Raw genomic sequence first — 17,153 nt, 5'->3', positions numbered from 1 at the left:
TAATGAGCTATGAATTCAGTCGTCAGCCCCGTTTTCTACCGGATATGCCCCGGGGAGAAATTGATGTTCCTAATCCACCTATGATTAACGAGAAACCAGAGATCTCTTGGTTCGGAATATTGCTTCCACCTATCGTAATGTTGATTATTACCGTATTAATCGCAATGACTTCACAGTCCATCTATTTACTGATCTCAGTTGCGACCACAGTAATGACACTGATTGGCTCATTGACAGGAGCAACTTCTCAGATTCGGAAATATAAGCTAAAGAAGAAGGAACGGGAAGAAAAATATCTTCAATTTATAACCGATGTCCGCAGCGATTTGTCGATAGCTCGCGAACAACAGGTGAAAGCCATGAATGAAATGAGCCCGGATCCTGCGGAATGTGTGCAACGAATCTCGCGCAGGGATAACAAGCTATGGGAAAAAACGCCTTCACATAATGATTTTCTGGCTCTGCGGATCGGGGTGGGAAGTGTACCCCTGGAACTGCACATCAAATACACCAAACAGGCGATCATCCTTGAAACAGACCCGCTGCTGATGGAGCCGCAGAGATTGGCCATGGAATTTGAGAAGGTCCCGAACGTTCCTATAACGGTTAATCTGTTGACTACCGAAATATGCGGGATTGCCGGTGAAAGCGATAAAACAGCTGTGCTAATAAAACTGATGCTGCTACAGCTTGTGACTCATCATGGTTATGACGATGTCAGGGTTATTGTTCTTGCCGCAGAGGATGAATTGGAGAAATGGGATTGGCTGAAATTTGTACCCCACCTATGGGATGACGGTTTTAATATCAGATTTCTTTTATGTGGTAAAGCCATTGCCCATCAGACCTTGTCCGAGATTTATGGCTCTTTGAAGGAGCGGGAGATGAGGTCTTTGAGCGGTGGTGTATTGCCCCATTATCTCTTTATTGTAGAGGACGCTTCCTTACTTGAGAATGAGCTAATCAGTAAATATTTGTACAACGGCAGTGTAAAGCTTGGAGTATCAACCCTTTTTATCGCCAAGAATTCCGCTTATTTGCCCATGAACTGTAAAACGGTTATTCATTTAAACGGAAAAAACGGTGAAATGGCCAATCGATTAACCGGGGAGAAGATCGTATTTACTCCGGATCAGGCAGATATAAAAGATTTAGATCTAGTCGCCAGAAAGCTCGCACCGCTACGAATCAAAAATTCAAGTGCTAATTTCTCACTTCCATCCTCCATCACACTGATGGAAATGCTACAGAACGAAAAGGTATCTGAAGTAAATGTAATGTTGAACTGGACCCGCAACAAAACCTATATGGGCATGAGTGTACCTATAGGGGTGAGGGCTGGTGGAGAAGCTTTATATTTAGACATGCATGAGACGGGGTTCGGGCCCCATGGTCTTGTAGCCGGGACAACAGGTTCTGGCAAAAGTGAATTATTACAAAGTATCATCGTATCCCAAGCCATTCATTACCATCCGCATGATATTGCTTTTGTTCTTATTGATTATAAAGGGGGCGGCATGGCAGATGTATTCAAGGGAATGCCTCATCTGGTCGGTACCATTACGAATTTGGATGGGAATCAAACGACGAGAGCACTGCTATCTATCAAAAGTGAGCTCATGCGGCGGCAACGTGTCTTCTCGGAATATGGCGTGAACAATATTGATAAATACCAGAAATTATTTTATAGCAAAAATGTAAAAGGTGACATGCCAGCCATTCCCCATCTGATTATGATTGCGGATGAGTTCGCGGAGCTTAAGCAGGATCAACCGGATTTCATGAAAGAGCTTGTAAGTACGGCCCGGGTAGGTCGAAGCCTTGGCGTCCATTTGATCCTTGCCACCCAGAAGCCTGCCGGCGTAGTGGATGACCAGATATGGAGTAACTCGAAATTTAAAATATGTCTTAAAGTGCAGGATGAGGCTGACAGTCGGGATGTTATTAAACGTCCTGATGCGGCCATGATTAAGGAACCGGGAAGGGCGTATATACAGGTCGGAAATGATGAGATCTTTGAGTTGTTCCAATCTGCGTATTCTGGTGCTGATTATGATCCGAAAGGCGAACTGCAGAAACAGGAGAACAAGACCAAACGAATCTATAAGGTAGCTCTGAATGGTAGAAGCGAGCAGATCTTTCCGCTTGAGGAAGAGAAATTCTCCCAAAATGAGTCTGCTTCCCAACTGCATGCCATGGTTGAATACATTACAGAAACTGCCAAGCAATATGGGATTTCTCCAATGAAAGGGCCTTGGCTACCGCCACTGCCTGAAGTAGTCTACCTCGATTTATTGCTGCCGAATAGCTTAGCAGATGGTAGATGGCCGCAGCAGCAGAAACTGCTCAGTGTGCCAGTGGGGATCATGGATGATCCAAGAGGACAGAGACAGGAAGCGCTGGAGATAGATTTTGCATCTGAGGGGAATCTGTTTGTCTATGGAACGCCGGGTACAGGTAAAACCGTGTTCCTCAAAACGTTATGTTTATCGCTGGCTCTAATGTATCCGCCGGATGACGTCAATATCTATATTATGGATTTTGGCGGAAGCTCACTCAAAGCTATGGAGAAACTCCCTCATGTCGGTGGGGTAATGACACTGGAGCAAGAAGATAAAATTGACCAATTTATGCGCTTTATGTTCAGGGTTATGGAGGATCGAAGAACGCTGTTTCAAAATAATGGAAGTGAAGGGTTCAATGATTACCGTAGAAGTGGACGAAAACTGCCCGCATTTATAGTCATAGTCGACAACTACTTTGCTTTATCGGAGACCTACGAAGATTTTGACGCTCAAATGGTGCTGCTGGCTCGTGAAGGTTTTAAATACGGTATTTATATGGTCGCTACAGCAACCAATAGTGCTTTGGTCAGATATAAATTTTCGGTTAACTTCAAAATGGCGATCAGCTTCCAGATGACTGAGAAGAGTGAATATGATGGTATTGTAGGACGAACGGAAGGCTTGGAACCCGCTAAGGTTGCAGGCAGAGGATTGGTAAGAGGCAAGCCGCCTTTGGAATTTCAGACTTCGCTTCCTGAATATCAACATACCGCTACCGAGCTCATCTTGAAGAGAATGGAGGCTTTGAATCTAACTGGAGCCGCACCAATTCCGGTGATGCCTTCTACGATTGATCTGCGGCAGCTCAATAATAATACAGAGCAACTGGCAATAGGCTTGGGCAACAATGATTTACAGCCTGTGTTTATAGACCTTGTTGCAACACCAGTGCTGATGATAGCTGGAGAGGCTATGTCAGGAAAGAGCACTTTACTTGTATCGTGGATGAAGCTGCTGAGCGAAAAGGAGGATCTAGAGGTATATGCGCTGGATTCATCTGCTATGGGCATTTATGAACTGATACAACAGTCTTACGTAACGGATTTATCGAACGTGGATGATTTGGACAATTTCATTGATGGGATCAAAGAACAATTGGAAACTAGACGCAGTGAGCTTCTCTCATGCAGAATGTCCGGTGGTGACGTTGGCGCTCTGATGAAACAGTGGAAGCAGATAATCTTCGTTATTGATCGTCTAAGTGAATTTACGAGCGGAGACAAGTATATGCTGCATGAGCTGATTGAACGAATTGTGAAGCAAGAACGCGGCATGAAGGTAGCTGTTCTAGCGGCAGATAACACAAATGATCTTACCTCTAATTGGGATTCCTTGGGCAAGACTATCCGAGAAGAACAGACCGGGATCCTGCTAGGTAGAATGAAAGAACAAAATCTTTACAATGTGTCCTTACCTTACGGAATCCAGGAGAAAGATGGGGAGCAAGGTGATGGCTATCTCATTGTAAAGAATAAATATACCGGATTAAGATGTGCCGTATGGAGTAAGGAGAATCGAGTTAATGCGGGAGTAGGAGTTTAGGATGGAGGTGCAGCTAGTGTCAGTTAGTCCATCAGAAATCAGGGGAAACGCTTCACAAATCCATAGTCTAATCAATGAAGTGAACAGTACTTCAAAAAAACTGCAAAGTGATTATACACAATCGGCCAGCTATTGGACCGGTACGGCTTCTAAAGCATTTCAAAGTGAATACAACGAGCTGGATAGCGAAATGAAGACCCTGCTTACAATGCTGGATAGGCTCGAAAGTGGGGTCCAAAGAGTGGCTTCAGAAGTGATCCGTGCTGAACAGGAAAGAGAAGAAAAGCGAAGACTAGCAGAGAAGGCGGCGCAAGAGGCACTGAAACAAAAGCAATTAGAAAAGCAAAAGCAAAGCCAGAAGTAATGACAGGGGTGTTGAGATAGAAATGCTTTGAAAGGAGGTGAATAATGTGGCGGGAAACAATCTTACATTTAATCCGGATCAGGCACTAGGTGTAGCTAAGTCTATTAAAACCAAAGCAAACAATGCAGATACTCTTATCAAACAATTGCAATCTGAAATTCATGCTGTTAGCGGTTGGTGGCAAGGAGAATCACAAACTGCTTTTATACAACAATTCGATGGACTTATGCCTAGTTTTAAGGAAATGGTTCTCTGTGTAGAGAACATCAGTAAGAACCTAACGCAAATTGCTAACATCAAGCAACAAGCCGAGCAAGAAATGGCAAGTAAACTGCGTGGAAAATAATGCTGGCATACATAACAAGGCAGATTTTGAGCTATCTGCCTTGTTAGTATGATTTTAAGTAAGTATGAAGTGAATTTATTTGGGGGGATCTGTAAGTGAAGCTGACCGAACAACAATACATAACACTGGCATCAGTTGTAGAAGCAGCAGACGGTCTCGAACTGACGGATAGTCTGACTTTTGCTGGTGCAGCAGCCTATGCCTATAGAGATGAGCATGATGATAGATTAATTATCTTTACATATAAAGGAAAAGATTGGCTTGCGGATCTGCAGTCTCTGTTAAGCGGTCAGAGCAGCATGCCGGAGGAAGCATCAAGATTTTTATTAAAAAACAAAGGGGAGAAGGATTGCCAGGTTACTGGTTATTCCATGGGCGGTGCCTTAGCTCTTTATGCAGCAGCGGTTAATGAGGGGATTGGTGGTGTGGTATTCGACGCACCAGGTATAGTAAACATTCTGACTGCGGAGCAAAGGGGGAAGCTTCAGGTTAAAAATATTGTGGCTTATAACAGTCTTGTATCCGCGTTAGGCAAACACAACGAAGAGATTGTATTTGCTAAATCGGGTATAGAAGAAACGGAATTTCTAATTCCTGATTCGCTTTGGCAGCGCTATACCTTTGACTCTGAGGGGAATGTGATTATAGGTGAAAAAGGGAATGCCTATGCTTTGCTATCCAAGATTAATATCCTAACGGAAGAGCATACGCCTGTTTTTGATGCTGTTATGAGTGGATTTGGGGATACCGTCGGACTAACAGAATCTGCATCGGATCATTTGGGTTACGTGATATTTACCTTAATAGATCAGTTAGATGTAGGAAAAGTGCGAGGTGCACTGATTGAAATTGCCCACAAATATGAACGAATGTTGGATGCGAAGTTCAGCGAGTGGAGAACCGAAATGAATAATATTCCGGAATCCTTCTTATTCGATGACATCCGTGCGAAATTTGAACAACTATCTGAAGCAGCCATGCTAGAGGCAGCGGGAATAGCAGAAGAGCTTAATGAAATCACGCAAGCTGTCTTATCCATCTTGCTGATTTGCAGTCCGGTAGGGGATAAGCTGATGGACCATGTAGAGGAATGGTTGAATAAACTGACAAATGCCCTCATGGAACGTATGGAGAAACTAACGAACCAAATGACATTACATCTCGATAAAGTGGTTGAAACAACCATGAATCAAATGCTCAAATTTCCAGAATTGAAGCTGGATTTTGAGTTCTGATTACTAACTGGAATCGCGATCAAAAAGGAGTGAAGCCAGCATGAAAAAGATTTATACAAGGAAGGTGTTGACTCTGATGTTGATATTATCAATGTTCAGCTTTATGGGATGTGGCTCTAGAGAGGAGAAAAGTGAAAAGAAAATTTTGAGCTCCTTGCAGGAAAAGTATGGCGAGGAATTCATCCTTGATGGCATAGGCGGCGGTTGGGGAACGATGAACAACAATACTTTGAAGGCGACTGTGCATCCTAAGAAGGATGACACGATTAATGTACGGGTGGAAATCACGAAGGATTTGGAAAAGGTGTATGACAACTATTTAAACCAGGTGGTAGCAAAAAAAGACGAACCAATGATTCAAGCAATCGCTGCTAGCATTTGGCCTGACAGTAAAATTATCGTTGCCAACGAAACGGGGTTGGTTTACCCCAAGCATAACGATACAAAGATTTCCTACGAGCAATTTCTGAAGTTATATCCAACGAATACGCTGGTGATTTCAGTCTATTTAAATAGTGATAACTATGTTGATGGTAATGGAGATATGGACCAAGAGGCAGAAATGAGAAAATATATGGATTTTGCAAAAATACTAGCAGAAAATAAATATGTGAGTAGTCTGATAGGGATAGGATACCTCACTCCAGAGGCCTATGGTCGATTAGAAGAGGTCAAAAAGGCAGAGGAAAGTGTTGACATATATTTTAGTGACGAAACTAAAAAAACAGGAATTATTAATATAGTTACAATGGCTGGATTCAAATTAGGAGTTGATGGAAAGATTGTAGAATCTCAAGACAAGATTAGAGAATTCTTTGATATATGGAAAGAGGACAGAATAAAAAGAATGGAACAAAGAGGGGGATTGTAATGGACGATACGCTTACAGAGGTAGAGTTAAAGCAGATCTCACAACTTGTTTATTTAGATATACTCAACATTAAGGATTTGGAAAAAACATATGCATTATATAAAAAAATCACTCTCGGCGAAGTTCTCAACTTCTACGCTTCTCCCGCAGGTCAGCAACAATTAAAAGAACGCTTTCCTGACGATCTTAACGGAGTCAAAGAATACAAGCAGTGGAATGATCTCATAGAGCAGATGAATATATCTGATTATCAGAATTGGGAAATCTCCAATATCGTCTCTCATAATAAAAAAGAGGAATCAGGTTTTGTTGCATTTACAGTAGATACCAAGAACGGGGCAAAGGTAGCGGCGTTCCGGGGTAGTGAACCAATGGATAACCCGCTTTACCATAATGACTGGAAAAACAACGGAACAACTGCATATGCCCTTGAATCTTTACAACAGGCGGAAGCTAAAGAATATATGGATAATTTCAAAATAGATGCGGGTTATGAATTGTTTCTGACTGGGCACTCGCTAGGAGGTAATCTAGCCCTATATTCCTCTTTTATATTACCTGAGAATTTACGGAATCAGCTAACTTCCGCATCAACGTTTAATGCACCGGGATTTAATGGAACCTTGCTTGATAAACACAGGGCCACTATAGATGAATTGAATGAGAATGACAAAATTAAAGAGTTCAGAAATAAAAATGACATCGTTCCGGCCTTATTTCAAAATCCATCAGCAGGTATTTACATTGACACTGAATCTGAAAGGAATACCGTGCTGCCACATCATTCCTTATTCTCACTGAAGATCGACGGGAACAATGAGTCCTTTCAACGTTCAGAGTCACAGACTCGGGCTTTGGTTCCTAACCTTGTGCATAATATTACAGTTGGTTTAGAAATTGTGCCGGGGCCACTAAAGGAAGCATTGGTTGAAGGGATTTTTAAAGTATTGGATGGGGAAGTAGATCTGCGGCCATTAGCGTTTGCGGGAATAGCCGTAGTTGGGCTTTTAATGGTGACTGTTGGGCCCGTTGCAGTTGTTACTGCGGCGATTACTGCAGCGTTAGCTGCGCTCGTTGTCACTATAAAAGCTCTGGTTGCGCTTTATGTGATTGGTTTTGTAATTGACAGTGTGATTCCCTGGATTGAGCAAAAGGTGGAGGATATCAAGGAGAGAGTGGTCTCCTTTTATAATCAAAGTGTTGAATTTGTAACGAATATGGTGACAGAAGCTGTCCGAGTGACTAATTTGATCGGTGATAAAATTGAGGAGTTTTCACAAAAGGTAAAGCACGCAGTCTCTGATTTTATGACGAAATTAAAAGAGGGCTTTAATCGTTTTGTAGAGAATGCCATTCAGTATATTGAAGCTCAGAAGGAATATTGGATTAGTGTAAAAGACAAAGCAATGAAGAAAATGGGGGATATATTCCAAAGTGTAAAATCTAAAATTAAGAAAACTAAGGAAGAATTTATCGCTGGCGTACGCACGATTAAAGATTCAGCGATCAGCAAAGTCAAATCGACCGTAACGAAAACCATAACGAAGATTGCAGTTGCATCTGCTAGTGTCATTCAAGGAGCCAAGATTTTGGCGAATATGGATAAACTGGAGAGTCTGCAGAAAAGTCTGGTGCGTAAGGAAGAGAGCATTGCTGAAGCCGTCGAGAGGATATTATCTATAGCTTCAGGAGTCAGTTCTAACGTGGGCAGGACTTACAGTGAATCTTATGTTCAAGCTCAATTAAGAGAAGTTCAACGTTTAAGCAATGAAGTCCGGACACAGAAAAATCGTGTAACAACAGCGATTAACGGAAAAACTGCAGGTTTAAGATACACAGTTACAAAATATCGAGAGATTGAATCCAAAATTGTTGCAGCTGCCCGTGCAAGTACTACCTCAATACATCTTAACTAATTATATCAGGAAATAGAAAGATAAATTGAGAGGAGTAATTATATGAAAAAATTAATCAGTTCTCTACTTTTATTACTAATGGTATCCCTGATGACTTCTGCATTTTCAGGTTTTGCAGCAAGTCTTCCATTGAGGGTAGTAGTAAATGGAGAAAAAGTTATTTTTCCAGACGCCCAGCCTTTTATCGATGCGCAGCAAAGAGTACAGCTACCCGTGCGTTTTATAAGTGAAGCGCTTGGAGCTAAGGTGTTATGGGACAGTAAGGCCAAAAAGGCAACAATCTCGCTTGAAGGCAAAACAATGGGTGTCTATATCGGGAAAAAGAGTTATGAGCTCAATGGAAAAACAAAACAAATGGACACGGCAGCATTGTTCAAACAGTCAAGAACCTTTGTCCCACTTCGATTTGTATATGAAGGACTCGGTGTAAACGTGAAATGGGATGATGCTGTGAAGACGGTCTACATCACTACTCCTTCAGGTGAAATAGCTACCTCTGATAAGCCTGCTACGGGAGAATCAACGAATGGAGCGAAGACGGTAACGATTCATGGGTTTGAAATCCCGTATACTCAATTGGGGGCCAATCTAGAGTCGACTTATATTACCGATTCACAGCTGACAGTATACAACAATGATGATCGGAAAGCAGGTCAGTATCTTTTTCAAATCACAATTACATTTACTAATATAGGCTCTGACCCTGCACTGGAAGCGAAGGAAGCGGAGAATATTCTTAGACAAAACATTGAGGGCGATGTCGTAGATTCGATTATGAAGTATGTTAGAACAAAAACAAAAAGAATGGATGAGCTAGATTATAAAGTCTTCCAAAGCAAAGATTATAAAATTGATGTAGACTCTCCTGGTATGGGGGATATAGGAATCGCAGTATGGCCGAAGTAGGAGAGGTGAAGGTATGAAAAAATCGATATGGCTTAGTATAGTGACAATATTCTTATTCCAATCTATAGCTTCTTCAGTTTTCTCTGAAGAGTCAGTGAATGATACATCTAACAATCTTCCAAAAACAGCGACAGCTGTTATCGAGAAGATCAATAAAGATATGGCGGAGCTCTATAAAAAATCTAATTATTACACAATGGAGACTAATAAAGGAAAGTTAAGAGAGGATTTGTTGCAAAACCAGATAAAATCTAACAATAGTAATTTTGAGATTGTTTATGGTGGAAATCATGAATGGCTGGAGCATAGCAATATGTTTGCTTTTTCCGGGTATTCGATTGATGGGGACTCGGTCTCAACTGAGGGAGCTCCATGGTATGCTGGATGGAGCGGGATTCAAATTCAGAATTTTAATATGATTAAGGAACCTTGGAAGGACTCTGGCGTAAAATCAAGCTACAAAATTAGAAAAAATGATTTTGATGCATTTGTAGGTCGGGATATTGAGTATCTAGCAAATTCCGGCGGGACTTTTGAGCAGGCGATTCTTACTGGACTAAACCTGAGCTATGCCGGTAAGAAATATGAACGGTTCATCTATAACAATCAAGACAAGGAGTATAAAGACAGGGTTGTATACACTCAGAATACTACACCGTCTAAGGGAGGGCGATGGATAGATTATGTTCACGTCTTGCAACCGCCTACCTATCTGTCTTGGGGATCAGGCAGGATTTACATCCAAGGTTCCAACGGAAATATTACTTACTTAGGCATTCCTATCGCACCGTTTATTTTGCAGGTAAATGATTTATCCCCTCATTTCGAAACTTTGCCAACCGGCGCGGTAGCTGGACAAGAGGTAACCGTTGGAATCAGACTCAGATCCAGCTTCGCCACGCAGAAAACAACAGATTACGCTTGGAAGATCACGAGTAACGGAAAGGAAATCCCTGTAAGATACCATGGTCATGCGTCAACGTTAGCAGGTGAAATTATGCTTGCGGCTAATACGGCTGACAATATTCTTTTCGCGACATTTACAATGCCTGATGAGGACGTATACATCCAGTTTAATCTGAACAGGTTGAAGTCACCTAATGAAGTCTTTTACGGAAATAATGAGATTTACGGATGGATTAAGAAGGTCAACTCGATGCCAACAACTAAAGGCTCCTTCGATCTGGATTATAATGTGTTATCGAAAAAAGTGAAATTCGGGTTAGCCGATGGTGCTGCTATAAAGGCTGTTCTACAACCGCAATATTCTGATTTTACTTGGAGTGGGAATGCTACAGGCGCTTTGGAAGTAATCAATAATTCGGATACTATCTATCGTTATTTCCGTGTGGAGAATAATCCGCTGGTTAACGATGCCGCCAGTACTATAGTTAGGCAACCTGACATCATAGCTAGTCTACAGCGTCCTGATTTTGGTGATGATCCTGTTAACGGTAAGTGGTACATTAATCCGGCTCCGTATACACCTAATCAAAAGTCAGGTAATATCAGTTTCCAGGGTACTGTGAGCAGAAATTTCACTCGTAATTATCAGGTGTGCAGCACAACTAAGAACGGGCAAGGTAAAGATGTTGAATCTTGTCAAACGTATACGGAGAGCGGCAGCACTTCAGCTCCGTTTACACCAGGTGAGGATGTCAAAACCATTCGGACCTATATTTATAACGGGGCCAAACAAATAGCACCTAAGCTGTACAAGAATTCAATAGACAAGAATAAAGCGGATTCTTTGATTCGAAAGCTCCTCTGGACAAGTGAGCCTTACAATTATAATGTAATCCGCTGGATGGCTCATGAAGATGAGAATAAGAACTTACAGGATTGGACGAAAGTAAAGGGGCAATTCGAACGAATCTTCACACAACAGGCAAGCGGAGACATCGGTTGGAAGGTAGAGAATAGCATGGCTCAAGCTTATAAGAAAGCCAGAGCTACCGCTAAAAAAATGCTTAACGACAAATCTAATTATGATACCGCCGTGTTTGCGACGGATAAGCAACTTCAAGGGTATGATTATCCGATTAAATCCGGATATTATTTTAATCCTGTTGGAACGTATACCTTTACACTGGAGACAGTTACGTTTAAAGATACGGATAAAGACACGAAGGACCATAAGGATCTTGTTGAGGAACTTACGAATTCTTTCCGATATGAAACTGATCTTATGTATATCAATAATGATAAAGTTGCGGTCAATCTGCGGAATGAACCACTGAGCAAAAACGGGAATAACTTTGCAAGAAAGCCAGCAGCTTTATCCGTAGAGGATAACACCGGAGTGAATGATGCGAAATTGTTGACGGTGGAGAACAGCTTTACTAAAGATGTGGAAGAGATCCCATATTCACAAGAAAGAGAAAGTGATAATGGCACCCATGAATTCTGGAAGAATATATTAGAGGGTTACTCACAGTCTAGTACACTGGGAAGCTTCGACAATTTCAAATACCGTGAATATGTGGGCTTGAATCAGAATATGTACAAGATCACGGAAAAGTCTACGGTGACGATTACGATTAATAAGGACCATATTCCTGTCTATACTACAGCTGAAATGCCAGATGGGAAGTACTATGTTAAGGCTTGGTTGGCAGATGTGGAGCTCTCCAAGAGTACCAACGCATACAAATCACTGGGCAAGCTTGTCGGCATTAAGCCGCTGGATCAAATTGAGGTTACGGTAAAAGGCTCTATGTTTGATGACTTAAATAATTAAACAATAATAAAACTCCCTTCATGCAAAATTGCATGAAGGGAGTTTTATTATTGTGATAGCGCTTCATCCAACGTATAATAAGGGCTGTTGATTGTTTTATTTTATATTGTTTTTTTATTTTCACACTGGATGGCGGATTATTGCTTATTGGAGAAGGGAGATAGTTGCTATGAAGTTATTGGGAGCGATTGAAGCAGGCGGAACGAAGTTTGTATGCGGGATTGGTTATGAGGACGGTACCATTCTGGACCGAGTTAGCTTTCCGACAACAACACCGGAAGAAACGATGGGACTCGTAATCGACTATTTTAATGGGAAGAATGTAGAAGCTTTTGGTATTGGATCGTTTGGACCGATTGATCCCGTGCTGGACAGCCCTACTTATGGTTACATAACAACGACACCAAAACCTCACTGGGGACAATATAATCTGGTAGGTACAATGGCTGAGCAATTTAACGTGCCGATCGGTTTTGATACGGATGTGAATGGTGCAGCGCTTGCGGAAAGTAAATGGGGAGCGGCTAAAGGTCTGGACAGCTGCCTTTATATTACGGTTGGGACAGGTATTGGAGCGGGAGCAGTTGTTGGAGGTCAGATGGTGCATGGATTGTCTCATCCTGAGATGGGACATATTCTAGTTCGCAGACATCCAGAGGACACGTTTGAGGGCTACTGCCCTTATCATGGCGATTGCCTTGAAGGGTTAGCCGCAGGTCCGGGGATTGGCAAACGCTGGGGACAACCAGCAGGCGAGCTGCCTGTTGACCATCCAGCTTGGGATATGGAAGCTCATTATCTTGCACATGCACTTATGAATTACGTGCTGATTCTGTCTCCCGAAAAAATCGTAATGGGCGGTGGGGTCATGAAGCAAAGCCACTTGTTCCCGCTAATCCGTACCAAGCTGCAGGAGCTGCTTAAAGGTTATGTTCAGCATCCAGCGCTCAATACCGATATTGATAATTACGTTGTGCCACCGCAGCTTGGAGATAATGCAGGACTTGCAGGTGCGATTGGACTGGCAACCTTAGCTTTGGCAAGAAACTAGTATAAAAAGATATTGACTGTTAGGAAATATATGGTATTGTAGGATCTAACAGTATAGCATTTAATGAGGGAGCACCTCTTTCACGTTTATCGTGAGAGTGGTGCTTTTTTGCGTTTTCCGAGTCTGACAGTGTGGGATTCACACCAGCGAAGAGTAGTTCAGACCCGGTAGGTATAGTGCTTGCTGAAGACTAGAAAGGCAGGGATGAATATGCAAATTGTATTTATGAATCGCTTATCCAGAATATCTGGGGTGGATCAAGAGGTGTTCGCTCAGCTATGGATTGGAGAGGAAGAAGGAGTGTGGAGCCTGGGCTGGCGTGATTTTTCAGACGGTGAGGAGACGCAGGAGCATTTGTGGTATGCGGGTGGTTCTTGGAATGAAATGCTCTGTGTTTACAGGCATGAGCTGGCGGTGAAGATGGGGGATGGCTATCGGCCGTTGATTGATGGCGTATTTCATGAAGAAGACGGCCTTACTGGGCGTAATCAGGAGCAGCTAAGGCTGCAATATTACAGTGAATATAATGGGAACGAAGCTATTTATGAGGAGTTATGTGCTTGGCGCCGCAGCCGAGCTTCTAGTGAACGGAAAGCCCCTTACATTCTTGCCAGCAATCGTTTGTTACGTTTGATAAGCACTTTCTTGCCGCATACACCAGAGGAGCTGCTGCAGATCCCTGGTGTAGGGGAAGGAAAGGTAGCCCAATATGGCACGGATTGGTTGGCTATAACCTCTACGGCTGCAAGGGAACATTCCTTTCCTTTGAATTGGGTTCACCAAGAAATTGAGGAGGACTCTTTTGTATCCTGGCTCTATAAACAGAAAGAGGTCAAATATAAGAAACAGCTAGAAAGACTGCGATTACGGCGAATTCTGCTGCAAGGGATCGAGAATGGGTTAGGGTTAGAACAGCTTAAGGTGAACAGTGGAGTGAACCGTCGCGAACTGATTGAAGCGGTAGAGGAGCTGGAAAGAGAAGGTTATTGCGTGGAGAAACTGATCGAGGTAGAACTGGAAAATATGCCGCAGAATGAACAGGAAGCGATATGGAATGCCTATCTAGAGGCAGGAGATCTTTTTCTAAAGCCAGTGCTGCATATGGTGTATGGGGAGGATTTTTCAGCAGCAGAAGGGCTGGACAGCTATTATGAACGTCTGCGGCTGATCCGCATTCGTTTCCGGCGGGAGCAAGCTCCTAAAGTGGGCGTGGCGACCAGTTTCTAGTAGCTTTTCCTCATATCAAAAAGACGAAGGCTTCCTTACACCATAGGGTTAAAGGGCCTTCGTCTTGCCTATTCGTCCGTTTATTTTCATAGCCATTCTTTCTTGCGGAATACATACAGCATCCCACAGCCTAACGTCAACATTAGACCTATAACGGCAAAATAGCCGTATTTCGTATGCAACTCAGGCATATGATCAAAGTTCATCCCATAGATTCCGGTAATTACGGTCAAAGGCATGAATATCGTTGTAATCGCGGTAAATACTCTCATAATTTCATTGGCGCGGTTGGCGATACTGGATTGGTAGGCCTCACGTAAGTTGCCCATGAGATCGCGGTACGTCTCAAAGGTTTCGGATATTTTAACTGCATTTTCATAAATGTCGCTAAAATACTTCTGCAGCTGATCATCAATCAGACGGAGGTCTTTTTTGTTCAGGGTATTGATAACCTCTTTCTGTGGTCCCAGCATCTTCTTTAACCATAAGATCTCACTTCGCAGACCGATAATCTCACTCAGATGAGATTTCTTGGTATGCATTAAAATATCCTCTTCAAGCTTCTCAATCCGGGCTTCAATTCGGTCACCTACGGAGAAATAATTATCTACGACAAGGTCGATAAGCAGGTAAAGGAATTGGTCGGGTTCGCTAACCTCTTGCTCCCATAACATGGGCTTCAGGATGCGCAGCTCGTGGATCTTTTGTTTCGTTACAGTAATAATATAATGTCTGCCCAAGAATATATTGAGTGCCCGCAGGAAAATTTCCTCATCATCAAAGCGGATGCTGTTTACAACAATAAAGTAATGACTTTCGTATATTTCGATCTTTGGACGTTGATCCTCTTCACTAAGGCAATCCTCAACAGCGAGATCATGCAGGTTGAACAGGGGCTGAAGCAGCTCCAAATCCTCCACATCTGCATCAATCCAATAGAACCCTTCTGTTGGGGGTGTCAATGTTTCATCAATTTCATCAATAGGTGTAAAAACCCCTGCATTCACCAGCCGGATTTTCATCTGATTCCACTCCTTCTATCCCCGGGTCTTCACCAGGGACTGCTAATTAAGCACAGAGAAAAAAATCAGCTTGGCCGGCGTTACAATCAATACAAGAGGCCGAATGACGATTCGAGGGCATGAAGAAGAACTGCTCCCGCCGCCGGCAAGCTGATGATTATCCTGTGTGGTTGCTCATTTTGTACACTTAATTGCGAGCTCGGGTCGCCTTCCATTCTTCTTCTCACCTCTTCTTTTCGTTCAGGTATGAAATACTTGTCTAGTATAACAACGGAGTATGCCTCTTTCAAGCAAATTTATTGTTACTTTAAGGCTACTTCAGCATTGTATGGACTTGACGAAAAGGAGGTTCATGATTTAAAGTAAATTTTAAAGAAATTTAATTGAATACAGCTAAATCTTATCAAGAGCAGGTGGAGGGACTAGCCCTATGAAACCCGGCAACCGGCGTGTGAACGCACGGTGCTAATTCTTGCGGAACTTTGCTGACGACTAAACCCCGTCCAAAAGTTTCTGGCAGATGAGAGAGGCGCATATGACTGTAGATATGACCTTTCTCGTTTTCCGAGAAAGGTCTTTTTATTGTTCAGAAAGCCGCGATGTGACAACATAACCTAAATACAGTTAAGGAGTGGAAAGACAATGCCAATTAAAATTCCCGACAGTTTACCAGCAAAAGAAGTACTATCCGGAGAAAATATTTTTGTGATGGATGAAAGTTTGGCTTTCCATCAGGATATCCGTCCACTAAGGATTGCTATTCTGAATCTCATGCCGACTAAAGAAACGACGGAGACTCAATTGCTGCGTTTAATAGGAAATTCACCGCTGCAAGTTGATGTTACCTTGCTGCATCCACGCTCACATACTTCTAAGAATACTTCTGCTGAGCATTTGAGAAGCTTTTACAAAACTTTTGACGAGATCAGCCACCGCCGTTTGGATGGCCTTATTGTTACAGGAGCACCCGTAGAGCAAATGGAGTTTGAGGAAGTATCCTATTGGGAAGAGCTAAAAGAGATTTTTGAATGGAGCAAGGATAATGTGACCTCGACCATGCATATCTGTTGGGCGGCACAGGCAGGGTTGTATCATCATTTTGGTGTTCGTAAAGTGGCATTGCCTGAAAAATGTTTTGGTGTATTCTCCCATACGATTAATCAAAATAACATTAAATTGCTGCGCGGTTTTGACGAGGTATTCCATGTACCGCATTCCCGTCATACCGATGTCTCCCGCGAAGATATTGAGAGCAATCCAGATCTGCAGATTCTGGCAGAATCCGAAGAAGCTGGTATGTATCTAGTAGCTACGACCGACGGCAAACAAATATTTGTGACCGGACATTCCGAGTACGATCCTCTATCCCTGAAATGGGAATATGATCGTGATTTGGAGAGGGGCATGGAGATGGCCTTGCCGAAACACTATTTCCCTAAAGATGATCCAGAACGGACACCTCCTGCAGTGTGGCGTGCACATGCCAACTTATTATTCTCTAATTGGCTCAATTACTATGTATATCAAGAGACACCTTACGATATCGACCCGATTGTTTATTAAGATCAGCGCTACATTATAATTTAGG

12 protein-coding genes and 1 riboswitch are annotated in these 17,153 nt (G+C 42.6%); of the genes, 11 read left to right on the top strand and 1 reads right to left on the bottom strand.

The window, feature by feature from the left end; translation table 11 throughout:
* The first annotated feature begins 2 nt into the window (after positions 1–2).
* The 10 genes from essC (at position 3) to MKY63_RS02030 (ending at position 14,543) form a co-directional block, all read left to right on the top strand.
* Positions 3–3,887 carry a type VII secretion protein EssC gene (gene essC, locus MKY63_RS02075; protein ID WP_339811355.1) on the top strand — a complete coding sequence of 1,295 codons (3,885 nt, stop codon included), beginning with the start codon at positions 3–5 and terminating at the stop codon, positions 3,885–3,887.
* 16 nt (positions 3,888–3,903) lie between these two features.
* Positions 3,904–4,251, top strand: coding sequence for a WXG100 family type VII secretion target (locus MKY63_RS02070; RefSeq protein ID WP_162164277.1), 348 nt, complete (start codon positions 3,904–3,906; stop codon positions 4,249–4,251).
* Positions 4,252–4,297: 46 nt separating this feature from the next.
* Entirely contained in the window at positions 4,298–4,597 is a 300-nt protein-coding gene (locus MKY63_RS02065; RefSeq protein WP_036684485.1) for a WXG100 family type VII secretion target, read from the top strand.
* 95 nt (positions 4,598–4,692) lie between these two features.
* Positions 4,693–5,832: an Mbeg1-like protein gene (locus MKY63_RS02060; RefSeq protein WP_076271937.1), complete on the top strand. Its 1,140-nt coding sequence runs from the start codon at positions 4,693–4,695 to the stop codon at positions 5,830–5,832.
* 40 nt (positions 5,833–5,872) lie between these two features.
* Complete coding sequence (locus MKY63_RS02055) at positions 5,873–6,703, top strand: hypothetical protein (protein ID WP_076103994.1); 831 nt, start codon at positions 5,873–5,875, stop codon at positions 6,701–6,703.
* A complete protein-coding gene (locus MKY63_RS02050; protein ID WP_076297591.1) occupies positions 6,703–8,619 on the top strand; it encodes an Mbeg1-like protein in 1,917 nt (638 codons plus the stop codon). Before MKY63_RS02055 ends, MKY63_RS02050 begins: the two co-directional genes overlap by 1 nt.
* A 42-nt stretch (positions 8,620–8,661) precedes the next feature.
* The gene (locus MKY63_RS02045; protein WP_076101575.1) at positions 8,662–9,525 is read left to right on the top strand and encodes a copper amine oxidase N-terminal domain-containing protein; all 864 of its coding nucleotides are present in this window, start codon (positions 8,662–8,664) and stop codon (positions 9,523–9,525) included.
* Between the two features lie 13 nt (positions 9,526–9,538).
* Complete coding sequence (locus MKY63_RS02040) at positions 9,539–12,265, top strand: hypothetical protein (RefSeq protein WP_076297590.1); 2,727 nt, start codon at positions 9,539–9,541, stop codon at positions 12,263–12,265.
* A gap of 169 nt (positions 12,266–12,434) precedes the next feature.
* Positions 12,435–13,316, top strand: a complete 882-nt coding sequence (locus MKY63_RS02035; RefSeq protein WP_051491338.1) for an ROK family protein — start codon at positions 12,435–12,437, stop codon at positions 13,314–13,316.
* 210 nt (positions 13,317–13,526) lie between these two features.
* Entirely contained in the window at positions 13,527–14,543 is a 1,017-nt protein-coding gene (locus MKY63_RS02030) for an HRDC domain-containing protein (protein ID WP_339811351.1), read from the top strand.
* Positions 14,544–14,629: 86 nt separating this feature from the next.
* On the opposite strand, the gene corA is transcribed toward MKY63_RS02030, so the two are convergent.
* Positions 14,630–15,565 (bottom strand): magnesium/cobalt transporter CorA, encoded by a 936-nt coding sequence (gene corA / locus MKY63_RS02025; RefSeq protein ID WP_038569550.1) that lies wholly within the window; start codon positions 15,563–15,565, stop codon positions 14,630–14,632.
* Positions 15,566–15,962: 397 nt separating this feature from the next.
* A riboswitch (SAM riboswitch) is annotated at positions 15,963–16,092 on the top strand.
* Positions 16,093–16,207: 115 nt separating this feature from the next.
* On the opposite strand from corA, the gene metA reads away from it, so the two are divergent.
* Entirely contained in the window at positions 16,208–17,128 is a 921-nt protein-coding gene (gene metA / locus MKY63_RS02020) for a homoserine O-succinyltransferase (RefSeq protein WP_036684477.1), read from the top strand.
* Positions 17,129–17,153: the final 25 nt, after the last annotated feature.

It is taken from the genome of Paenibacillus sp. FSL R7-0189 (genome assembly GCF_037969925.1).
Lineage (GTDB): Bacteria > Bacillota > Bacilli > Paenibacillales > Paenibacillaceae > Paenibacillus_AQ > Paenibacillus_AQ odorifer.
The sequence above is the reverse complement of the archived record's forward strand: the minus strand, read 5'-3'. Positions and strand labels throughout refer to the sequence as shown.